At 66.4% G+C, this 22936-nt stretch carries 17 protein-coding genes; 3 read left to right on the top strand and 14 right to left on the bottom strand.

Annotation, left to right across the window (positions count from 1 at the left end; all coding sequences use genetic code 11):
* Positions 1-14: 14 nt before the first annotated feature.
* The 14 genes from tpiA to RCH15_RS05930 all read right to left on the bottom strand — a co-directional run bounded on the left by tpiA (position 15) and on the right by RCH15_RS05930 (position 18306).
* Positions 15-830 carry a triose-phosphate isomerase gene (gene tpiA / locus RCH15_RS05995; RefSeq protein WP_326959032.1) on the bottom strand — a complete coding sequence of 272 codons (816 nt, stop codon included), beginning with the start codon at positions 828-830 and terminating at the stop codon, positions 15-17.
* 81 nt (positions 831-911) lie between these two features.
* Entirely contained in the window at positions 912-2138 is a 1227-nt protein-coding gene (locus RCH15_RS05990; RefSeq protein WP_326959030.1) for a phosphoglycerate kinase, read from the bottom strand.
* A gap of 10 nt (positions 2139-2148) precedes the next feature.
* The gene (gap, locus tag RCH15_RS05985; RefSeq protein WP_326959028.1) at positions 2149-3159 is read right to left on the bottom strand and encodes a type I glyceraldehyde-3-phosphate dehydrogenase; all 1011 of its coding nucleotides are present in this window, start codon (positions 3157-3159) and stop codon (positions 2149-2151) included.
* A 280-nt stretch (positions 3160-3439) separates the two neighbouring features.
* Positions 3440-4063: a superoxide dismutase gene (locus RCH15_RS05980; RefSeq protein ID WP_326959026.1), complete on the bottom strand. Its 624-nt coding sequence runs from the start codon at positions 4061-4063 to the stop codon at positions 3440-3442.
* A gap of 172 nt (positions 4064-4235) precedes the next feature.
* Entirely contained in the window at positions 4236-5216 is a 981-nt protein-coding gene (gene whiA / locus RCH15_RS05975; protein WP_066438143.1) for a DNA-binding protein WhiA, read from the bottom strand.
* 9 nt (positions 5217-5225) lie between these two features.
* Positions 5226-6245, bottom strand: a complete 1020-nt coding sequence (locus tag RCH15_RS05970; protein ID WP_326959021.1) for a gluconeogenesis factor YvcK family protein — start codon at positions 6243-6245, stop codon at positions 5226-5228.
* Positions 6245-7168, bottom strand: coding sequence for an RNase adapter RapZ (gene rapZ, locus RCH15_RS05965; protein WP_326959019.1), 924 nt, complete (start codon positions 7166-7168; stop codon positions 6245-6247). The genes RCH15_RS05970 and rapZ overlap by 1 nt, the downstream gene beginning before the upstream one ends.
* 117 nt (positions 7169-7285) lie before the next feature.
* The gene (gene uvrC / locus RCH15_RS05960) at positions 7286-9310 is read right to left on the bottom strand and encodes an excinuclease ABC subunit UvrC (protein WP_326959017.1); all 2025 of its coding nucleotides are present in this window, start codon (positions 9308-9310) and stop codon (positions 7286-7288) included.
* Positions 9311-9372: 62 nt separating this feature from the next.
* On the bottom strand, positions 9373-10041 hold the full coding sequence (locus RCH15_RS05955) for a lysophospholipid acyltransferase family protein (protein ID WP_326959015.1): 669 nt from the start codon (positions 10039-10041) through the stop codon (positions 9373-9375).
* A gap of 172 nt (positions 10042-10213) precedes the next feature.
* On the bottom strand, positions 10214-13171 hold the full coding sequence (gene uvrA, locus RCH15_RS05950) for an excinuclease ABC subunit UvrA (protein WP_409017172.1): 2958 nt from the start codon (positions 13169-13171) through the stop codon (positions 10214-10216).
* Between the two features lie 88 nt (positions 13172-13259).
* Entirely contained in the window at positions 13260-13649 is a 390-nt protein-coding gene (locus tag RCH15_RS05945; protein WP_326959013.1) for a GntR family transcriptional regulator, read from the bottom strand.
* Entirely contained in the window at positions 13649-15421 is a 1773-nt protein-coding gene (locus tag RCH15_RS05940; RefSeq protein ID WP_326959143.1) for an ABC transporter ATP-binding protein, read from the bottom strand. Before RCH15_RS05940 ends, RCH15_RS05945 begins: the two co-directional genes overlap by 1 nt.
* A 194-nt stretch (positions 15422-15615) precedes the next feature.
* Positions 15616-17343 carry an ABC transporter ATP-binding protein gene (locus RCH15_RS05935; protein ID WP_326959011.1) on the bottom strand — a complete coding sequence of 576 codons (1728 nt, stop codon included), beginning with the start codon at positions 17341-17343 and terminating at the stop codon, positions 15616-15618.
* Between the two features lie 102 nt (positions 17344-17445).
* Positions 17446-18306 (bottom strand): trans-aconitate 2-methyltransferase, encoded by an 861-nt coding sequence (locus RCH15_RS05930; protein WP_326959009.1) that lies wholly within the window; start codon positions 18304-18306, stop codon positions 17446-17448.
* A 134-nt stretch (positions 18307-18440) separates the two neighbouring features.
* Here RCH15_RS05930 and RCH15_RS05925 point away from each other — a divergent pair, with 134 nt between their 5' ends.
* The 3 genes from RCH15_RS05925 to RCH15_RS05915 are packed head-to-tail and all read left to right on the top strand — an operon-like array spanning position 18441 to position 22830.
* Complete coding sequence (locus RCH15_RS05925; RefSeq protein ID WP_326959007.1) at positions 18441-20987, top strand: DEAD/DEAH box helicase; 2547 nt, start codon at positions 18441-18443, stop codon at positions 20985-20987.
* Positions 20988-21011: 24 nt separating this feature from the next.
* Entirely contained in the window at positions 21012-21509 is a 498-nt protein-coding gene (locus tag RCH15_RS05920) for a GNAT family N-acetyltransferase (protein WP_326959005.1), read from the top strand.
* Between the two features lie 49 nt (positions 21510-21558).
* Positions 21559-22830, top strand: a complete 1272-nt coding sequence (locus RCH15_RS05915) for an alpha/beta fold hydrolase (RefSeq protein WP_326959141.1) — start codon at positions 21559-21561, stop codon at positions 22828-22830.
* Positions 22831-22936: the final 106 nt, after the last annotated feature.

Below are 22936 nucleotides of genomic sequence, written 5' to 3'. Positions count from 1 at the left end.
CGACGGTGTCCGAACTAATCGGTCAACAGGTGACTCTCGAACCTGACAATGTTAGCAAACTCGGCGGCATCAAGGCTGGCGCCGCCCACGAGCAATCCGTCCACGTCGCGTTCCTTGAGAATCGACGCGGCGTTGTTGGCCTTCACGGAACCGCCATAGAGGAGCCGGGTCTTGTTGGCCACGTCCGCTCCGAACAGGGTGGCGAGCTCGGCACGGATGGCGGTGCACATCTCCTGAGCGTCCTCGGGACCGGCGACTTCGCCCGTTCCGATCGCCCAGACCGGCTCGTAGGCGACGACGAGCTCCGCAGCCTGCTCGGGGCTAAGGCCTTCGACGCCGGCGCGGAGCTGCGCCAGGGTGTGATCAACATGGGTTCCGGCCTGCCGGATTTCCAGGCCCTCGCCGACGCACAGCACGGGGGTGAGGCCGTGCTTGAAGGCCGCCTTGGTTTTGGCGTTGAGGACGTCGTCCGCCTCGTGGTGGATGGTGCGGCGTTCGCTGTGGCCGACCAGGACGTAGCTGCAGCCCAGCTTGGCGAGGAACTGGCCGGAGATGTCGCCGGTGTAAGCGCCGGAGTCCGCCGGGGAGAGATCCTGTCCGCCGTATACAACGCTGAGCTCATCGCCCTGAACCAAGGTCTGGACCCCGCGGAGATCGGTGAACGGCGGGAAGATGGCCACCTCCACCCGGCTGTAATCGTGCTTGGCATCGGACAGAGTCCAGGCCAGTTTCTGCAGGAGGGTGATGCCCTGGACATGGTCCATGTTCATCTTCCAGTTGCCCGCAATGAAGGGCTTGCGGTCGAAGGTGCCGTTGGTTGACGTAGTCACGTGGTCTCCAAAAGTTGGTAGCGGTGAAAAAGGCCGGCAGGGCGCCCCGTCCGGGGACAGGGCGCCCTGCCGGCCGGAAGGTTAGCGGTCCAGGACGCTGAGGCCCGGGAGTTCCTTGCCTTCGAGGTACTCCAGGCTGGCGCCGCCGCCGGTGGAAATGTGCCCGAACTGATCATCGGCGAAGCCGAGGGTCCGGACCGCAGCGGCGGAGTCGCCGCCGCCGACGACGGTGAACGCGTCCGTTCCGGTCAAGGCCTCGGCGATGGCGCGGGTACCGGCAGCGAACGCCGGGAACTCAAACACGCCCATGGGACCGTTCCAGAACACCGTCTTCGCGTCCTTGATCCGCTCCGCAAACGCGGCCGCCGATTCCGGTCCGATGTCCAGGCCGATACCGGAAGCACCGAAGCCGGACTCTTCCATTGCGTCGGCGCGCACCGTTTCGTGGTCGGCGTCGGCAGCGAACTTGCCGGCGACCACGACGTCGGTGGGAACCACGAATTCGGTGCCGGCGTCCGCCGCGCGGTTGAGGTAGTCCCGGACCACCGGGATCTGGTCCTCTTCGAGCAGGCTGCCGGCGACTTTGTGGCCTGCAGCGGCAAGGAAGGTGAACAGCATGCCGCCGCCTACCAGGATCGTGTCTGCCTTGCCGATGAGGTTGCTGATCACAGCGAGCTTGTCCGAGACCTTGGAACCGCCCAGCACAACGACGTAGGGCCGCTGGGTGTCGGTGGTGAGCTTGCGCAGCACCTCAACTTCGGTGCGGACCAGATCGCCCTGGTAGGACGGCAGCCGGGTGGCGACGTCGTAAACGGATGCATGCTTTCGGTGCACCGCGCCGAAAGCGTCGTCCACGAAAGCTCCGCCGGAGCCGGTAAGGGCCACGAGCTCATCCGCGAAGGCACCCCGTTCGGCGTCGTCCTTGGACGTCTCCCGGGCGTCGAAACGCACGTTCTCCAGGACAAGGGCCTCGCCGTCCTGCAACGCCTCAGCCGCGGCCTTCGCGGCGTCCCCGACGGTGTCCTCCGCGAGGGACACATTGAACGGGGCCAGCTCGGCCAGCCGGGCGACGGCGGGCTTGAGCGAGTACTTGTCCTCGGGCGCACCCTTGGGGCGGCCGAGGTGGGCTGTGACCAGCACGCGGGCGCCGGCGTCCGTGAGCTTCGCCAGCACTGGGAGGGAGGCCTTGATCCGGCCGTCATCAGTCACTGTAGAGCCGTCGAGCGGCACGTTCAGGTCACTGCGCACCAGAACGTACCGCCCGCGGACACCATCAGCGATTAATTCGTCGAGGGTGTGGAATGTCATGAGTCTTACCCTAGCCCAGCTTGGCTGCGACGAGCTCCGTGAGGTCCACCAGGCGGTTGGAGTAGCCCCACTCGTTGTCGTACCAGGAAACGACCTTGACCTGGTTGCCGATCACCTTGGTCAGGCCGGAGTCGAAGATGGAGGATGCCGGGTCCCCGACGATGTCCGAAGAGACAATCGGCTCGTCCGTGTAGGTCAGCAGGCCCTTGAGTTCAGGGGTTTCGGATGCGGCCTTGAGGGCGGCGTTGACTTCCTCGACGGTGGTTTCGCGGGAGACGACGACGGTCAGGTCCGTGGCGGAGCCGGTGGGCACGGGTACACGGATGGCGTAGCCATCGAGCTTGCCCTTGAGCGCCGGCAGGACCAGGCCAATCGCCTTGGCTGCGCCCGTCGAGGTGGGGACCATGTTGATGGCAGCGGCCCGGGCGCGCCGGAGGTCCTTGTGCGGACCGTCCTGCAGGTTCTGGTCCGCGGTGTAGGCGTGGATCGTCGTCATCAGGCCGCGCTCGATGCCGAAGGAGTCATTGATGACCTTGGCCAGCGGGCCGAGGCAGTTGGTGGTGCACGAGGCGTTGGAGATGATGTGGTGCGCCGCCGGATCGTAGAGACCCTCGTTGACACCCATCACGATGGTGATGTCCTCGTCCGACGCGGGGGCGGAGATCAGGACCTTCTTGGCACCGGCGTCGATGTGCTTCTGCGCATCGGCGGCCTTGGTGAAGAAGCCGGTGGATTCGATCACGACGTCGACGCCGAGCTCACCCCACGGAAGGTTGGCGGGGTCCCGTTCTGCGAGGACCTTCACGGTCTTGCCGTCGACAACGATGTTGCCGTCCTTGACCTCGATGGATTCGGCCAGGCGCCCGCCGACGGAGTCGTACTTGAAGAGGTGGGCGAGTGCTTCCGGGCTGGTGAGGTCGTTGACTGCAACGATCTCGAGGTCCGCCCCCTGGGCGAGTGCGGCGCGGAAGTAGTTGCGGCCAATACGGCCGAAGCCGTTAATACCAATACGGGTGGTCACGTTTTCAGTCTCCTTGGTGCTCTTGCAAGCACGACTAGTTGAGAAGGCGCTCAAGCCAACTAACAGATCCCGCACGCCATTGGGCAGAGATGATTACAGATCGGAGGGCGACCAGCCACATTGCTGAAGGCTAACCGCCTTCCGTGATCCATCTTACGTTTAACTTGGTCCGCCCCCGCAAGTGCGGGGGCGGACCGTCCACGATTCGGGCTGAACCGCCCGTGCGGTGAACTTGGTTACGGGTGCGTGAACTCTGCCACGCAGAAGTGCCCCGGCTCTGCTAGAGGGTGATCAACCCTGTGGCGCTGGTGCGCGCGGCGTTGAAGCGCTTGGCGACGTCGGCCCAGTTCACGATGTTCCAGAACGCTTTCACGTAATCCGCCTTGACGTTCACGTAATCCAGGTAGAAGGCGTGCTCCCACATGTCCAGCATCAGCAGCGGGGTGGTGCCCAGTGCAACGTTGCCCTGCTGGTCATACAGCTGCTCGATCACCAGGTTGCCGCCGATCGGCTCGTAGGCGAGGAAGCCCCAGCCCGAGCCCTGCAGGCCCATGGCCGCGGCAGTGAACTGGGCACGGAAAGCGTCGAAGGAACCAAAGGCATCGTCGATCGCAGCCGCAAGCTCACCCTCAGGCTTGTCGCCGCCGTCCGGGGAGAGGTTCTTCCAGAACACGGAGTGGTTCACGTGGCCGCCGGTGTGGAACGCGAGGTCCTTGGAAAGGCGGTTAATGTTGGCGAAGTCGCCCTTGTCGCGGGCCTCGGCCAGCTGGGCGAGAGCGTTGTTGGCCCCGGCCACGTACGCGGCATGGTGCTTGCTGTGGTGCAGTTCCATGATTCTTGCGGAGATATGGGGCTCCAGCGCGGCGTAGTCGTAGTCCAGTTCGGGCAGTACGTACTCGGTCACAAAATCCTCCAATGTCGTGGACTGGTTGTCCGGTTGGTAACTCTCGGATTGTGCATCCGGATGGTTTGGCACCCGGAAATTTCTGGATTGGCGTCCACTGGGCATAGCCTCCGGTTCCCCCGAGGTATTCCCACCGTCCCGATCCGATTCTGCAGGGGCTGCGCCGGCGGGTCTACTCGTCCAGCATTTCCGGCGTCACGTTGGCTTCCGTGCCGGGAATGCCGAGGTCCTGGGCGCGTTTGTCCGCCATGGCCAGTAACCGGCGGATCCGGCCGGCGATCGCGTCCTTGGTCATGACAGGGTCCGCAAGGCGGCCGAGCTCGTCCAGGCTCGCCTGCTTGTGGGCCACCCGCAATTCGCCGGCGTACTTTAGATGGTCCGGCACGTCATCACCGAGAATTTCCAGCGCGCGGTCCACCCGGGCGCCGGCGGCTACCGCTGCCTGCGCCGATCGCCGGAGGTTGGCGTCGTCGAAGTTGGCCAGCCGGTTGGCGGTGGCACGGACCTCTTTGCGCATCCGCCGTTCCTCCCAGACCATGAGCGCGTCATGGGCGCCCATCCGGGTCAGGAGCGCCGCGATCGTGTCGCCGTCGCGGATGACCACACGGTCCACTCCCCTGACCTCACGGGCCTTGGCCTGGATGCCGAGCCGGCGGGCCGCACCGACAAGCGCCAGGGCGGACTCCGGGCCCGGGCAGGTGACCTCCATGGCCGAGGACCGGCCGGGTTCCGTGAGGGATCCGTGAGCCAGGAAGGCGCCGCGCCAGACGGCCTCGGCGTCAGCGGCGGAACCATTCACCACTACGGAGGGCAGCCCGCGCACCGGGCGCCCCCGGGCGTCCAGCAGGCCGGTCTGGCGGGCGAGGGCTTCGCCGTCGCGCACCACCCGGACCACGTAGCGGCTGCCGCGGCGCAGTCCGCCGCCGGACACAACGATAATTTCGCTCTGGTGCCCGTAGACCTCGGCGATGGCGGCGCGCAGCCGCCGTGCGGTGGAGGCGAGGTCAACTTCGGCCTCGATCACGATCCGGCCGGAAATAATGTGCAAGCCACCGGCGAAACGGAGCATGGCGGACACTTCAGCCTTGCGGACCGAAGACTTCTTGATATCCAGCCGGGAAAGTTCTTCCTTGACTGATGCTGTCAGTGCCATGGCACCTTCCTACCTGTTCCCGAAAATGTCGTGGTACGCCGTTGCCAGACGCAGTGGGTCGTGGACCGGCCGGCGGCTGGACGCCCCCACTTTACCCAACACCACCTCGGCGCCGAGCATCCCGGCCGCCTTTTCGAAGTCTGCGGCGTCGGCGACAGACGCCGGGTCGGCCAGCACAACGTCGACCGTGAAGTCCGGCGCGTACTCCCGCAGGACCCGCAAATGGTCCCCGGCGGACATACCGGATGTCTCCTTCGTGTCCATGGCCAGGTTCATGGTGAGGCACCGGCGGGCGGCCGTGCTGCAGAGCGCCTCACGCATCTCCGGGAGCAGCAGGTGCGGCAGGACGGAGGTGTACCAGGAGCCCGGTCCGAGGATCACCCAGTCCGCGAGCTCGATGGCGGTGAGCGCCTCAATGCAGGCCGGAGCGTTCTCCGGCAGCAGCCGGACGTGTTCGAGGGATCCGGCGACAGCGCACTTTGCCTGGCCGGTCAGGGTCTGCAGCACCGGGGTGCCGTCCGGAGCGGGGACCCGGACCTGGCCTTCGATGGTCAGCGGGATGCTGGACATCGGCAGGACGTCGCCGCGGGCACCGAGCAGCGCACCGGCCCATTTGAGGCCCGCCACGGTATCGCCCAGAAGCTCCCAGAGTGTCACGATCAGCAGGTTGCCCATGGCGTGCTCGTCGAGGGAACCGCCGCGGCCTTTGCCGGGCGCGAACCGGTGCTGCATCACATCACGCCAGGTGCGGCCCCAGTCGGTGTCGTCGCAGAGCGCGGAAAGAGCCATCCGAAGGTCACCGGGCGGCAGCACCCCGTACTCTTCGCGGAGCCGTCCCGAGGAGCCGCCGTCGTCCGCGACCGTGACGACGGCAGTCAGCTCCGATGTGAGCAGACGCAACGCTGACAGGGAGGCCGAAAGGCCGTGGCCACCGCCGAGCGCGACGACGGAGGGTCCCTTGTCCTGCTGGCTGGACAAGGCAGCGCTGGCGGGCGGGACGAGGGGAAGCGGACCGGTGAGGAGCGCCATTATTCGCGGCCCAGGTCCCGGTGGGTGGTGGTCACCGTGACACGCGGGTACTGCGCGAGCCGCCGCGAGAGTTCCACCGCAACAGCCACGGAGCGGTGCTTGCCGCCGGTGCACCCGACGGCGATGGTCGCGTAGTGCTTATTCTCCCGTCGGTAGCCGTCCAGGACGGGCTCGAGTGCCAGCACGTAGCGTTCCACGAAGTCACTGACGCCCTGCGCCTGGAGCACGTAGCTACTGACGTCGTCGTCGAGCCCGGTGTGCGGGCGAAGCGCCGGTACCCAATGCGGGTTGGGAATGAAGCGGGCGTCGGCGACGAAGTTGGCGTCCACCGGCAACCCGTACTTGAAGCCGAAACTCATGACGTTGAGGCGGAGGGCCACGGGCCCCGTTTCGCTGAAGAGTTCGGTAATCGCCGTGGCGAGGCCGTGGACGTTCAGCATGGAGGTATCCAGGACGATGTCGGCGGAGGTGCGCAGTTCGTGGAGCAACTCGCGTTCGGCGGCGATGCCGTCCAGGATCCTGCCGCCGCCCTGCAGGGGGTGGGGGCGCCTGCCCTGTTCGAAGCGGCGCACCAGGACGTCGTCGTTGGCGTCCAGGAACAGCACCCGGAATGCGACGCCGCTGGCTTCCAGGTTGCGCAGCGCGGTGCGGATGTCCACAAACAGTTCCTTGCTGCGGACATCCATCACGACGGCGAGCTTGGAGATGGAACCCGGTGCGTGGGACACGATTTCCGCCAGCGTGCCGAGCATCTGCGGGGGAAGGTTCTCCACGACGTACCAGCCGTGGTCCTCGAGGGCGTCCGCAGCTGTGCTCCGGCCGGCTCCCGACATGCCCGTCACTACGAGCAGTTCGGCCTCAACGGGTTTGACCGGCGTCATGCCGTCCGACTCCGTACCGGATCCTGCCGTCGACTCTGCCATCAGTGAAGCCCCGTTCTGCTGTGCTGTTGTGCTCTATCGCGGACAGGGAGGGCCGCACGGAAGTACCGCGCGGGCCATTTCCCAAGTCCTAACCCTAGCTAAGTTTGCTGGTGCTAGCTAAGTCTCCAGGATTTCGCCGGTGGTCATGTTGATGGCGGGCACTGTGGAAGCGTCGCCGCCGTCGGCGAAGTGCCGGACGATGGCGTCGGCCAGGGACGGGCCAATCCCCTTGGTACCGGTCAGTTCCCCGGCCGTGGCCGCTTTAATGCTTTTGACCGAGCCGAACTGGGCCAGCAGCGCCTTGCGCTTGGAGTCGCCGAGGCCGGGCACGCCGTCGAGCGCGGAGACTGTCATCGCCTTGCCGCGTTTTTGCCGGTGGAAGGAGATGGCGAAGCGGTGGGCCTCGTCGCGGATACGCTGCAGCAGGTACAGCCCGGCGGAGGCCCGGGGCAGGATCACCGGGAAGTCGCTGTCCGGCAGCCAGACCTCCTCGAGCCGTTTGGCGAGGCCGACGACGTAGACGTCGACGATGCCCAGTTCCGCCAGGGCCCGTGCTGCCGCGTTGACCTGCGGCTTGCCGCCGTCGACCACGACGAGGTTGGGCGGGTAGGCGAACTTGGTCCGCGGCGCCGGGGTGGTGGTGTCCGCCACCGTGGCGGTGTGGCCGGCGACGGCAGCGTCGGCCACGGCGTTGAGCATGGCCTGATGGCCCGGCTGCCCGGCGGCGTCGGCCTGGACCTCCTTCTCCTGAAGGTAGTTCCGGAAACGCCGGGTCAGCACGTCGTGCATGGCTGCGGTGTCGTCCGTTGCGGCGGCGCCGGTGACGGAGAATTTCCGGTAGTCGGACTTCCTTGGCAGCCCGTCCTCAACGACGACCATGGAGCCGACCACGTTGGTGCCCTGGACGTGGGAGATGTCGAAGCATTCGATCCGCATCAGCGCGACCGGAATCTCGAGGGCTTCCTGCAGTTCCTGCAATGCCTGGGACCGCATGGTCAGGTCCCCTGCCCGCCGGGATTTGTGGAGCCGCAGGGCGTGCTCGGCGTTGTCCCGGACGGTGGACAACAACGCGGCCTTGTCGCCGCGCTGGGGTACACGGACTTCCACCCTGGCTCCGCGCAGGCCGCTGAGCCATTGCGCGAGTTCGGCGGCGTTGCTGGGCTCCTCCGGGACGAGGACTTCGCGGGGCAGCCTGCCCTCCAGGCCGGCTTCTTCGCCGTAGACCTGCTGCAGCAGGTGTTCCACGAGGTCGGGCGTGGTGGAGTCCTCCACTTTTTCGACCACCCAGCCGCGCTGCCCGCGGATACGGCCGCCGCGGACGTGGAAGACCTGCACGGCGGCTTCGAGTTCATCCTCGTGCAAGGCGAAGACGTCGGCGTCGGTGCCCTCCGCCAGGACGACGGCGTTGCGTTCGAAGACCTTTTTGAGCGCGACGATGTCATCGCGGATGCGTGCCGCGCGCTCGTAGTCCAATTCAGCGACGGCGGCGGCCATGTCCTTCTCCAGCCGGGTCACGAAGGGCTTTGCTTCGCCGCCCATGAAGGTGCAGAAGTCCTCGGCGAGGGCGCGGTGGTCCTCAGCGGAGATGCGGCCCACGCACGGCGCGGCGCACTTGTCGATGTAGCCGAGCAGGCAGGGACGGCCGCTGGCCTCAGCGCGTTTCAGGACCCCGGCGCTGCAGCTGCGGACCGGAAAAACGCGCAGGAGGGTGTCCATGGTGTCCCGGATGGCCCCGGCGGTGTAGGGGCCGAAGTAGCGGGTGCCTTTGCGCCGGTCACCGCGGAGGACCTGGACGCGGGGGTACTTTTCCCCCATCGTGACGGCGAGGTAGGGGTAACTCTTGTCGTCGCGGAACATCACGTTGAACCGGGGTTTGAATTCCTTGATCCACGTGTACTCCAGCTGCAGCGATTCCAGTTCGCTGCCGACGACGGTCCACTCGACGCTGCTGGCGGTGTGGACCATGGCGTAGGTTTTCGCGAGCAGCCCGGCAGGGTTCGCGAAGTACGAGTTCAGCCTGGCCCTGAGGTTTTTGGCTTTGCCGACGTAGATGACCCTGCCGTGCGGGTCGCGGAAGCGGTAGACGCCCGGATTGGTCGGTATTTCACCCGTCTGGGGTCGGTAACTTGCTGGATCTGCCACGGTTCAAGTCTACTGAGCCTGCGCCCGTGCCCTTGACGGTTCAGCCGCCGGCAGAGGTTGCGCTAGTCGACGGATTTACTCTGGTTGTAGCTGGTGGAGCGTTCCTGGCCGCTGAGCTCGGCGATCGCGTCCATGATACGGTCGGTCGCCTGACGGCGCGCAGGCAGGGAGTGGTCCGGCCCGGTTTTGTCGAAGTACAACGGTTCCCCGACCTTCATGGTGAAGTGCTGGGGCTTGACGGATTTGCTGTCCGCAGGTTGTAGGTGCTCGGTCCCGATCAATCCGACCGGGATCACGGGGGCACCGGTGGTCAGGGCAAGCCAGCCCACTCCGGTCCGGCCGCGGTAGAGGATGCCGTCGCGGGACCGGGTACCCTCCGGATAGATCCCGATGCCCTTGCCGGAGTTCAGAATGTCCAGGAGCGTCTTAAGCGCCTGCACGCTCGCCGCCTGCTCACCGCGTTCCACCGGAATGGATCCCACGGCTTCGAAAAAGGACTTCATCACCTTCCCTTTGACCCCGCCCGTGGTAAAATATTCCGCTTTCGCGAAGAACGCCACGGGCCGGGGCATCAGCGCCTGGACGATCACGCTGTCCAGGAAGGACAGGTGGTTGGGGGCCACAATGAACGGGCCCTCTTCGGGCACGTTATCCAGTCCGATGACCGTCGGCCGGCAGGTTGAGCTGACCAGACCCCGGGTGGTCCAGCGGATCGCATCAAACATCGCCATCGGTGCGCACCTCGTTTAGGGCTCGGTCGGCGGGCACGGGCACTGTTGTTTGCGTCACCGGCTTAGTTTCTCACGAGTCTCCGGATGCCAGAAACTCCCATGCCCGGAGCGGAATGTATCGGCGGCGGCACCGCGGCCGCCGCGTGGGCAGCAGCCGCGGTCCGGTCCGATCTCAGGCGAGGATGTCCGCCAGGAACGCTGCCGTGTAGCTTTCGGTGGACTTGGCCACCTGTTCCGGCGTTCCCGAAGCGATAATGCGGCCGCCACCCGATCCGCCGTCCGGGCCGAGATCCACAATCCAGTCGGCACTTTTGATGACGTCCAGGTTGTGCTCGATCGTGATGACGGTGTTGCCCTTGTCCACAAGGCCTTGCAGGACCAGGAGCAGTTTCCGGATGTCCTCGAAGTGGAGTCCGGTGGTGGGCTCGTCCAGCACGTAGATACTGCGGCCATTGGAGCGCTTCTGGAGTTCCGCCGCGAGCTTGACGCGCTGGGCCTCGCCGCCGGAGAGCGTCGTCGCCGGCTGACCCAAGCGTACATAGCCGAGTCCGACGTCGACGAGGGTGCGCAGGTGCCGGGCAATCGGCGAGAATGCCGCGAAGAATTCGGCACCTTCCTCGATGGGCATGTTCAGCACATCGGCGATCGTCTTGCCTTTGTAATGGACCTCCAGGGTTTCGCGGTTGTACCGGGCGCCGTGGCACACCTCGCAGGGCACATAGACGTCGGGCAGGAAGTTCATTTCGATCTTCAGCGTGCCGTCGCCCGAGCAGGCCTCGCAGCGGCCGCCCTTGACGTTGAAGGAGAACCGGCCCGGCAGGTAACCGCGGACCTTGGCTTCGGTGGTGTCGGCGAAGAGCTTGCGGATGTTGTCGAACACACCCGTGTACGTGGCCGGGTTGGACCGCGGGGTCCGGCCGATGGGGCTCTGGTCGACGTGGACCACCTTGTCGAGATGTTCCAGGCCTTGAATGGACTTGTGCCGTCCTGCCACCTGCTTGGCGCCGTTGAGCTTGTTGGCCAGCACCTTGTAGAGGATTTCGTTGACCAGCGTGGATTTACCGGAGCCGGAGACGCCCGTGACCGCGGTGAACAGGCCGAGCGGGAAAGCGGCATCCACGTTCAGGAGGTTGTGTTCTTTCGCGCCAACCACCTTGATTTCACGCTTCTTGTCGTACTTCCGCCGCTTCTTAGGTACTTCAATCTGCTTCCGGCCGGACAGGTAGTCGCCGGTGAGCGATTCCGTGTTTTCCAGCAGGTCTTTGTAGGAACCGGAGTGAACCACCATGCCGCCGTGCTCGCCGGCGCCCGGTCCGATGTCCACGACCCAGTCGGCTTCCTGGATGGTATCTTCGTCGTGCTCGACGACGATCAGGGTATTACCGAGGTCGCGCAGCCGGGTGAGGGTTTCGATGAGGCGTCGGTTGTCCCGCTGGTGCAGGCCAATCGAGGGCTCGTCCAGGACGTAGAGCACCCCCACGAGTCCGGAGCCAATCTGCGTGGCCAGCCGGATGCGCTGGGCTTCGCCGCCGGAGAGCGTTCCGGAGGGCCGTTCCAGGTTCAGGTACTCCAGGCCGACGTCCAGCAGGAAGGTCAGCCGGGCCTGGATCTCCTTGAGGACCTGGTTGGCGATCTGGGCTTCCCTGCCGGTGAGCACCAGGTTGTCCAGGAAGTGGGCGCATTCGCGCATCGGCAGGGCCGCGACCTCGGCGATGGACTTGCCGTTGATCAGCACGGACAGCGACGCCGGGTTCAGGCGGGCGCCGTTGCAGGCAGGGCACGGGATCTGCCGCATGTATTCCTCGTAGCGGTCCCGGGCCTTGTCCGAGTCCGTCTCGACGTGCTTGCGGTGAACGTACTGAATGACGCCCTCAAAGCCGGTGCTGTACTTGCGTTCCCGGCCGAACCGGTTGCGGTACTGCACCACCACCTTGTGGTCCTTGCCGTGCAGAACGGTCTGGCGGACGTCGCGGGAGAGCTCGTCCCACGGGGTCTTCATCGAGAAGCCGAGTTCCTTCGCGAGTCCACCGAGCAGACGGTTCCAGTATTCGGTGGTGGCTGTACCCAGGGACCACGGTGCTATGGCGCCCTCAGCGAGGGAGAGTTCGCCGTTCGGAATGATGAGTTCCTCGTCAACTTCCAGTTTGGTGCCGATGCCGCTGCAGGCGGCGCAGGCACCGAAGGGGTTGTTGAAGGAAAAGGAGCGGGGTTCGATCTCATCGATGGCGAGCGGATGCTCGTTGGGGCAGGCGAGGTGCTCCGAGAAGGCCCTGATCCGTTCCGGATCGTCGGCGTCGAGGTCGACGAACTCGGCGAGGATCCTGCCCTCGGCCAGGCCGAGGGCGGTCTCGACGGAGTCGGTGAGCCGCTGGCTGATGCCGTCTTTGACCACCAGGCGGTCCACCACCACCTCAATGGTGTGTTTGAACTGCTTGCCCAGCTTGGGCGGATCGCTGAGCTGGATCAGCTTGTCATCCACCCGGGCCCTCGAGTAGCCCTTGGCTGTGAGTTCCTTGAACAGTTCGACGAACTCGCCCTTGCGGCCACGGACCACGGGGGCCAGGACCTGGAAGCGGGTACCTTCCGGCAGTTCCAGCAGCTGGTCGACAATCTGCTGCGGGGTCTGCTTCGCGACCGGCTCCCCGCAAATGGGGCAGTGCGGACGGCCCACTCGGGCCCACAGGAGCCGCATGTAGTCATAGATTTCGGTGATGGTGCCGACCGTGGAGCGGGGGTTCTTGCTGGTGGACTTCTGGTCGATGGACACCGCGGGAGAAAGCCCCTCGATGAAGTCGACGTCCGGCTTGTCCACCTGGCCGAGAAACTGCCGGGCGTAGGCGGAGAGCGACTCAACGTAGCGGCGCTGGCCCTCGGCGAAGATGGTGTCGAAGGCGAGGGAGGATTTGCCGGAACCGGAGAGTCCGGTGAAGACGATCATGGAGTCCCGGGGCAGGTCCAGGTCGACATTGCGCAGGTTGTGCTCGCGGGCGCCCTTGACCACCAGCCGGGACATGTCCGGGCGTTTGACGGCGGGGCGGGCGTCGTCTGCACGGCCCGCCCTGACGGAGCCCAGCGGGACGACGGCGGACGGGGAATCAACTGCTGGATCTTCAGCTACGGCTTTAGGCACGCTACCAATGCTAATCGAAAACTTCTTCGAACATCTATTCCGGACGGTGTCCCGGGCCCCGAAATCCCCAGCGCTGTGCTATCGGGGGTTAGCGGCGGTCGTAGGCGGCGGCGAGCAATTGCACGGCCTCCGCGAAGCTGGCACCTTGGGCTTTGGCGGCCTCCGCGAATTCGGCGGCCGCAGCGGACAGCGAGCTCCAGGCCTCGTCGCGGGCGCAGACCACGGTCCCGTTCCGGCCCCGGGTCACCACGACGCCGGCTGCCTCCAATTCCTTGTAGGCGCGGGCCACGGTGTGGGGCGCGACGCCCAGTTCGCCGGCGAGGGTACGGACGGCGGGGAGCTTGGTCCCGGGGGCCAGGGTGCCGTCGTCGGCTCGTTCGATGATGTTGAGCCGGAGCTGGTCAAACAAGGCGACGGAGCTCCCCGGATTGGGCCGCCAGACACCGGGGAACGGTGCGGTTGATGCTGCCGGAGGCATCACAGTCCGGGCTCCCGGGCGGGCTTGCCGTGTTCGCGGCGGGCGAACTGTGCTTCGTAAAGTTCCAGGTACAGGCCGCCTCCAGCCATGAGTCGTTCGTGGGTTCCCTGTTCAACGATCCGTCCTTGATCCATGACCAGAATTAGATCAGCGTCCCGGACGGTGGACAAGCGGTGGGCAATGATGAAGCTGGTGCGTCCCTGCCGCAGCCGCACCAGGGCCTGCCGGATTTGCACCTCGGTGCGGCTGTCCACCGAGCTCGTGGCCTCGTCCAGGATCAGGATGTCGCGCCCGGCCAGGTGGGCCCTGGCGATCGAAATGAGCTGGCGCTGGCCGCGGCTGAGCGAACCGCCATCGTTGGCGAGGATGGTGGCGTAGCCGCCGGGCAGGGCGCGGACAAACTGGTCCACATAACTGGCCTTTGCGGCGGCGACAATCTCCGCGTCGGTGGCTCCGGGGCGGCCGTATTCAATGTTGTCGCGGATGCTGCCGGTGAACAGCCAGGCTTCCTGCAGCACCGTGCCGAAGTTGGCCCGTACCTCGTCCCGGGTCAGCTCCGCGATGTCCCTGCCGCCGATGGTGATCCGCCCCGTGTCCGGTTCGTAAAAGCGCAGCAGCAGGTTCACCACGGTGGTCTTGCCGGCGCCGGTCTGTCCCACGATCGCCACGGTCTGCCCGGGTTCGACCGCGAAGCTCAGGTTTTGAATAACCGGTGATCCGGCGGCGTAGCCGAAGGTGACATGCTCGAACACCACCGGGCCGGCGGCGCCGGTCACAGGACCGCAGGCCCGGTCCGCCGCCGTGGCCGCTGCTGGCTCAGCGCCGCGGGCACGAAGCGACCGGGTTTCCGGCGGGATCTCCGGCGCGTCCAGGAGGTCGAAGACCCGCCCTGCCGAGACCAAGCAGGACTGCATGAGGGTCAACATGCCGCCGATCTGCCCCATCGGCTGGCTGAAGAGCCTGCTGAACTGGATGAAGGCCTGCAGACCGCCGAGGGTCATGGCGCCGGACAGGACCTGTAAGGCCCCGACAACGGCCACGGCAATGTAGTTGAGGTTGGCGACGAATACCATCAGGGGCTGGACGATCCCGGATACGTACTGGGCGGAGGTGCTGGCCCGGCACAATCTGTCGTTGCCGTCCCTGAAGCTGGCCGCGGCCGCGTCCTGCCAGCCGAAGGCCTTAACCACCTCGTGGCCGGTGAAGAACTCCTCCAGCTGTGCGTTGAGGCCGCCGGTGCTGTCCCACTGCTCCGCGAAATGGGCCTGGGACTTCCGGGCCACCACGATGGTGATGAGGGTGGACAACGGAACGGAAACCAGGGCGATTCCGGCCAGGACCGGGGAGAGCCACAGCATCATGGCCAGGGCTCCGGAGAGCATCAGCAGCGAGAGGATCAGCTGGTTCAGCAACTGGTTCAGGGCCTGGGCGATGTTGTCGACGTCGTTGGTAGCGCGGCTCAACACGTCGCCGCGGTGCTGCTCGTCAAAATGGCTTGACGGCAGGACCTGGAGTTTTCCTTCCACCGAGGCGCGCAGCCCGTAGCCCAGGCGCTGCACCGCCACGGCGGTCAGACTGCCCTGCACCCAGCTGAAGATGGAGGCCCCCAGATACAAAACAGACACAACCGCCAGCAGGACGGCCAGCTTTTCCTGGTCGAAAGTTCCGCCGGCCACCCCCCGGACGACGACGTCGGTGGCGTCCCCCAGGAGCTTCGGCGCCGCGACGTTCAGGGCCACAAAGGCGCATGTTGCGATGACCACACCGGCCATCAGCCACCTGGAAGGGCGGAGCAGACCGAGCAGCCGCCCGGCCGTGCGCCAGCGGAACCGGCCGGGCGCCTTGAGGTCCGTGACGGCTGCTGCCGGCAGGGGGTTGATGCGGCCTGCCGACGGCGGGCCCTCCGGTGCCTGGTCCCGGACGCCGGTGGGGGTGCTGGTTCCGGCGCCGGGGTCCGGTTGCGGCGTCACGGGGTTTCCTCGAGCACGAGCTGGGAGGCGGCGATCTCCTGGTAGCTCGGCGAGGACGTCATCAGTTGCCGGTGTGTGCCCTGGGCTACGACCCGGCCGTCCTCGAGGACCAGGATCAGGTCCGCGTCCATAATCGTCGCGACCCGCTCCGCGACGACCAGCACGGTGGCTGTGCGCAGCAGCGACCGCAACGCTTCGCGGAGACGGTAGTCGGTGCCATAGTCCAGCGCCGAAAAGCTGTCATCGAACAGGTACACGTCCGCCTCCCGAAGCAGGGCCCGGGCGATGCACAACCGCTGGCGCTGGCCTCCGGAAAAGTTCGTGCCGCCCTGGCTCACCGGCGCACGCAGACCCTGCGGGGATTTCCGCACAAACTCCTCGGCCTGCGCGCTTCCCAGCACCCGCCACAGGTCCGCGTCCGTCGCCGCAGGAGCGGCCATCCGCAGATTCCCGGCGATGGTTCCGGAGAACAGGTAGGAGTGCTGGGGAACGACGGCGACCAGGCTCCGCAACGCCGGAAGGCTGAGGCTGCGCACATCGCATCCGCCGATGCTGACGGCGCCGCCGCTGGCATCCAGGAACCTGGGCAGAAGATTCAGCAGGGTACTTTTGCCGGTGCCTGTGGCACCGATGATGGCCGTCACGGTTCCGGGCGCGGCAGTGAACGTGACGCCGTCGAGGACGGGTTGCTCGGCGCCGGGGTACGCGAAGGAGACGTTCCGGTACTCCACGGCATTTCCGCCGGGACCACCGACACCCGGGCCGTCGGTGACCGCCGGTGTTGTGTCGAGGACCGCCTGGATGCGTTCAGCGCACGCGGCAGCGCGGGGAGCCGTCATGAAGACGTACATGGCCATCATGATCGCGATCAGAATCTGCAGAATGTACGCGATGAACGCCGTCAAGGCGCCCAGCCGCATGTCGCCGGACTGGATCCGGTGACCGCCGAACCAGACGACGCCGACGGAGGAGAGGTTCACCACCAGCATGATCATGGGCATCATCCCGGCCACCAGCAGTGCCGAGCGCAGGTTGTTGTCGGTCAACTCCTTGTTGGCCCCGTCAAAGCGCCGTTCCTCGTGCCCCTGCCGCCCGAAGCCGCGGATCACGGAGGCTCCGATAATCTGCTCCCGCAGCACCCGGCTGATCCGGTCGATCAGCTCCTGGCCCTGCCGGTACAGCGGGATGAGACGGCGGACAATCAGCACCATGATCACGGCGAGCACCGGAACCACCGCGATGACGATGCCGGACAAGACGACGTCCTGGTGCACGGCGAGCGCGATCCCGCCAACGAAAATGGCGGGCGCTGCGACCAGCATCGTGAAGACGAGGACCACCAGGTTCTGCACCTGCGTGACGTCGTTGGTGACCCGGGTCACGAGGCTGGCGGCACCGAACGCATTGACCTCCTGGGACGACATCGACTGGACCGTCGCGAACAATTCCTCGCGCAGCGTCCGGCCAAGCTCCATCGCCACGACAGCGCCGAGATAGCCGGCCGCCACGGCCGCCACCACCTGCACACCGGCGGTCACCGCCATCCAGGAGCCCAGGTTCACGATCTGAGGTACATCCCCGCCGACGATTCCGTTGTCGATGATGGCCGCGTTCAGCGTGGGAAGGAGGAGGGTGGCCATCGTCTGGATGAGCTGGAGCGCCACGATGGCCAGCACGGCACCTTTGTGGGCGGCCAACAGCCGGCCCGTCAGGCCAATGAGCACCGAACCTCCATCGCTAGGTGAGGGGCATGGATCGCAGGAGCCCGAGGCGGCCGCCCCCGCGCCGCCTCGACATTGTAAGCACGCTCACACCGTGCCCGGTTGTCATGTGGTGTTCCGCTCCCCGCGGCCCTCCCCGCGGTCCTCGTTGCCCGCCGTTTCACCGGCGTTGACACCCGTCCCCGCTTGGTCCCGCTTGCGGGCCACGGCAAAGACCCGGCGGAACGGGAACACCGTGCCGTGGGGGCCGGCCGGGTACGCGTCCGCCAGCAAGGCAGCGTAGTCGGCTTCGAATTCCGCCGCGTCACGGGCGGACAGGGCGGCGAGCACGGGCCGGAGACCGGTACCCCTGACCCACTCCAGCACGGGGTCCGGACCCGGCAGGAGCTGGAGGTAGGTGCTCTCCCAGGCGTCCGCCTCACACCCGGCGTCGAGCATGATCTCCAGGTACTCCTCCGGCCGGCCCACTGCGTCTGTGTGCCGCAGGACACCGGACAGCCGGCCCGTCCACGCCGTTGACTCGGCCAGCCCTCGCATCAGCGCGTGCGAGGGCGCGTCGAAGTTTCCGGGCACCTGCAACGCGAACCACGCCCCGGGCCTGAGCGCGGCGAGCCAACGCCGCAGCATGTCCCGGTGCCCGGGGACCCACTGCAGTGCGGCATTGGTTACCACCACGTCAGTATCCGCGGTGGGCATCCAACCGGCGATGTCGGCCTGGCTGAAAGAGAGATTGGGCAGGCGGTCCGCATACCCGGCGGCCCGGGCCAGCATTTGACCGGAAGAGTCAAGGCCCACGACCTGCGCTGCGGGCCAGCGTGCGGCGAGGGTGGCCGTCAGGTTCCCCGGACCGCAGCCGAGGTCCACGACGTGCCGTGGAGTGCCGGCGCGGATGCGGGCGGTCAGGTCAAAGTAGGGCCTGTCACGGCAATCCCCGAACTGCATGTACGTGCTGGGGTCCCATATCACTGTTGTCCTCCAGTCGCCGGCGACGGTACGCCGTCCGAAGCCTAACCCCGGCCGGGTGCAGCAGCCGGGGAGGCGCGCGGCGGGCCGCGGTCTTCGGCGGGCGGCGGCGGATCCGGCTACTAAGCTGGTGGGCAATGAAACTAGTTGATCAGCTCCCCGCCCCGTCCGCCCGGGTCCCAGGCCGGACCGGTCTTGACCCGGACGAGCTCTACACCCGCTTTGTCGAGTGGGCGGAGACCCGCGGGCTGGCCCTGTACACCGCCCAGGACGAAGCCATCATGGAGCTTGCCTCCGGCGCGAACGTCATCCTGGCCACCCCCACCGGGTCGGGAAAGTCCCTTGTCGCGATCGCCGTTCATTTCCAGGCCCTGGCCCGCGGCCAGCGCAGCTACTACACGGCACCGATCAAGGCCCTCGTCTCGGAGAAGTTCTTTGCTCTCTGCGAGATCTTCGGCGCCGAAAACGTCGGCATGATCACCGGAGACTCCGGCGTCAACCAGGACGCCCCGATCATCTGCTGCACAGCCGAAATCCTGGCCAACATTGCCCTCCGCGAAGGTGCTGCGGCCGAGCTCGGCGCCGTCATCATGGACGAATTCCATTTCTACTCCGACCCGCAGCGCGGCTGGGCCTGGCAGGTCCCGTTGCTGGAACTCCCCCAGGCGCAGTACCTGCTGATGTCCGCCACGCTTGGCGACGTCAGCCGCTTCGAAGCCGGTATGACCGAGTTGACGGGCCGCCCAACCACGACGGTGAGTTCGGTGGAACGCCCCATTCCCCTGCACTACTACTACGAGCAGACCCCCGTGCACGAGACCCTCGAGGAGCTTCTCGCCACGAAGCAGGTGCCGGTGTATGTGGTGCACTTCAGCCAGGTGGAGGCGATCGACCGGGCCCAGAACCTCATGAGCGTCAATGTCTGCACCCGCGAGGAGAAAGACAAAATCGCGGAGCTTATCGCCGGTTTCCGGTTCGCCGCAGGGTTCGGCAAGACCCTCAACCGGCTGGTCCGGCACGGCATCGGGGTCCACCACGCGGGCATGTTGCCGAAATATCGCAGACTGGTGGAACAGCTCGCCCAGGCCGGGCTGCTCAAAGTCATCTGCGGTACGGACACCCTTGGCGTGGGCATCAACGTGCCTATCCGCACCGTGCTGCTCACCGCCTTGAGCAAGTACGACGGCGTCCGCACCCGGGTGCTGAATTCGCGTGAGTTCCACCAGATTGCCGGCCGCGCCGGGCGTGCCGGCTACGACACCGCCGGCACCGTCGTGGTCCAGGCCCCGGAGCACGTCACCGAGAACGTCAAGGCGATGGCCAAGGCCACGGCCAAGTTCGGTGATGATCAGAAGAAACTGCGCCAAGTGGTCAAGAAGAAGCCGCCGGAGGGCTTCGTGTCCTGGGGGGAACCGACCTACAAGCGTCTGGTCGACTCGGTGCCCGATCCACTGACGTCCAGTTTCACGGTGACCCATGCGATGCTGATGAACCTGATGGAACGGCCGGGGGATCCGTTCCAGGCGGCCCGCCGGCTGCTCACCGAAAACCACGAGACCCGGTCCTCCCAGCTGCAGCTGATGAAAAAGGCCCTTGGCATCTATCGTGAGCTCCTGGCCGCCGGCGTCGTCGAACGGATTCCGGCGGCGGAACAGGGTACCGACGGACGCACTGTCCGGTTGACCGTGCACCTGCAGGCCAACTTCGCTTTGAACCAGCCGCTGTCCCCGTTCGCGCTCGCGGCCCTGGAGTTGCTGGATCCGGATTCGCCGTCCTACGCCCTCGACGTCGTGTCCGTCATTGAGTCGACGCTGGAGAAACCGCGGCAGATACTGTCCGCCCAGCTGAAGAAGGCGCGCGGTGAGGCAGTTGCCGCGATGAAGGCCGACGGGATCGACTACGACCAGCGCATGGCCATGCTCGACGACGTCACGTACCCGCAGCCGCTGGCGGAACTTCTCGGCGAGGCCTTCGACATCTACCGCAGGGCCGCGCCGTGGATCGGCGACTTCGAACTCGCACCGAAATCCATTGTTCGGGACATGTACGAGCGGGCCATGAACTTCGGCGAGTTCGTCCAGTTCTACGGTTTGGCCCGTTCCGAGGGGATCGTGCTGCGTTACCTTGCCGATGGTTACAAGGCCCTGCGGCAGACCGTCCCCCGGGACGCCCTCCGCGAGGACCTCGAGGACCTCATCGCATGGCTCGGTGAGCTGGTCCGGCAGGTTGACTCCAGCCTCTTGGACGAGTGGGAGGAACTTACCTCCGGCAAGGCCCCGACCCCGCACGACGCCCCGCCGCCCCCGCCGCCGTCGCTCACCTCCAACGTCCGCGCCTTCCGCGTGATGGTCCGCAACGAGTTGTTCCGCCGGGTGGAACTGTTCGCGGACGAGAACGCCACCGCCCTGGGCGAGCTCGACGCCGGCTCCGGCTGGGATGCCGAGCGCTGGGAGGACACGCTCGATGACTACTTCGACGAACACGACGACATCGGCACCGGCCCGGACGCCCGCGGACCGGGGCTGCTGATCATCACGGAGGAGACCGGTACGTGGAAGGTCCGGCAGATCTTCGAGGACCCGGCAGGCAACCACGACTGGGGCATCTCCGCAGAGGTGGACCTCGCGGCATCGGATGAGTCCGGCACCGCCGTCGTCCGTGTCACGGACGTCAACCGACTCTAGGTCCGGCACCAGTAAACTCGAACAATGAGTGTAATCCGGCCCGCTACGGCGAACGATGTCCCCGCAATCCTGCAAATGATCCATGACCTGGCCCTCTACGAGAAGGAACCCGACGCCGTCCGGAACACCCCGGAGATGCTGGGCGAGGCTCTCTTCGGCGGGAACCCGCGGGTGTTTGCCGCCATGGCTGAGAACGAGGCCGGCGAGGTCCGTGGATTCGCGCTCTGGTTCCTGAACTACTCCACCTGGGAAGGTGTCCATGGCATCTACCTTGAGGACCTTTACGTGCGCCCCGAGGCCCGCGGCGAAGGGCACGGCAAGGCGCTGCTGCAGCACCTGGCGCAGACCGCCGTGGACCGCGGGTACGCGCGCGTGGAATGGAGCGTCCTGGACTGGAACGAGCCTTCCATCAACTTTTACAAGAAACTCGGTGCCCAGCCAATGCAGGAATGGTCCACTTTCCGGCTCACCGGCGAGGCACTGGAAGCCTTCGGCGCCCGCCAGGTGCCGGCCCGTGGCTGACCGGCCCCCTGTCCCCCACACAGTCAAGGCCCGGCACGCCTACCGCGGAATGCGCACCGTTGAGCATTACTTCGAAGTTCCGCTGGATCACTTCAGCGCCGGACCGCCGGCCGAAACCATCACCGTCTTTGCGCGCGAATACGTCTCCGCGGACTACACCGAGGAGGAAGCCGCCCAGCTCCCATGGCTGCTCTACCTGCAGGGCGGCCCCGGCGGGCGCGGGAACCGCTTTCCCGCTCTCGGCGGCTGGAGCAAAGCCGCTGCCAAAGACTTCCGCATCCTCATGCTGGATCAGCGCGGCACCGGCCTGTCATCCGCCGTCGACCGCAACACCCTGCCGTTGCGCGGGAACGACGCCGATCAGGCCGCCTACCTCGCGCATTTCCGGGCCGACTCCATCGTCGCGGACGCGGAGGCCATCCGGCGGGCTCTCGGCTCCGGTCCGTGGACGATCTACGGCCAGAGCTATGGCGGCTTCTGTGCACTCAGTTACCTTTCCTTCGCCCCGGACGGCCTCCGGGAAGCCCTGGTGACGGGCGGGCTGGCGCCCCTGAAGGGTCCTGCGGACCGGGTCTATCAAGCCACCTTCTTGCGGGTCGCGGCCCGCAACGCCGAGTATTTTGGCCGGTACCCCGAGGATCGCCCGGCGGTTACCCGGATCGCCCGGCACCTGCGCGACACGGAAGAATTTCTGCCTGACGGCGAACGGCTCACCGTGGAACGTTTCCAGATGGCGGGGTCCTTCCTGGGCGGAAACACCCGGATGGACTCGCTGCACCACCTGCTGGAGGACGCCTTCGTAGGCACCGCCGCCGGGGACCGGCTCTCCGACACCTTCCTGGAGCAGGTCCGCGCCCTCGCCTCACGATCCACCAACCCGTTGTACGCCCTCATGCACGAATCCATTTACGGCCAGGGTGAGTCCACGGATTGGGCCGCCTGGCGGGTGCTGCAGGACTTTCCGGAGTTCTCCCCCGACGCTCCTGAGCCCCTGCTCACGGGCGAGATGGTCTACCCGTGGTACTTCGACCAGGATCCCGCCCTGAAGCCGCTGCGGAACGTTGCCCAGCTCCTCGCCGAAAAGGATGACTGGCCGCCGCTCTATGATGCCGAACGTCTGGCCCTCAATACTGTGCCGGTTGCCGCCGCCGTGTACTCCGCGGATATCTACGTTGAGCGCGCACTTTCGCTGGAGACGGCCTCGGCCGTCCGCGGCCTGCAGGTGTGGGAGTCCGCGGACTTCCACCATGACGGCATCGCTGACGACGGCGAGGGCATCTTCGCCCGGCTCCTGGGCATGACCCGCTCAGCGCGGACATAGGCGGACAAGGGACTGCGGAACTGTGCAGCTGTGGAGACCGGGCGGGGGAAACTGTGCAGCTGCGGAACTGTGCAGCTGTGGAGACCGTGCGGCGGGAACTCCACCG

Source organism: Arthrobacter sp. MP_M4, assembly GCF_035984855.1.
GTDB lineage: Bacteria > Actinomycetota > Actinomycetes > Actinomycetales > Micrococcaceae > Arthrobacter.
Note: the sequence above shows the minus strand (reverse complement) of the source record. Positions and strands in the feature narration are given on the sequence as shown.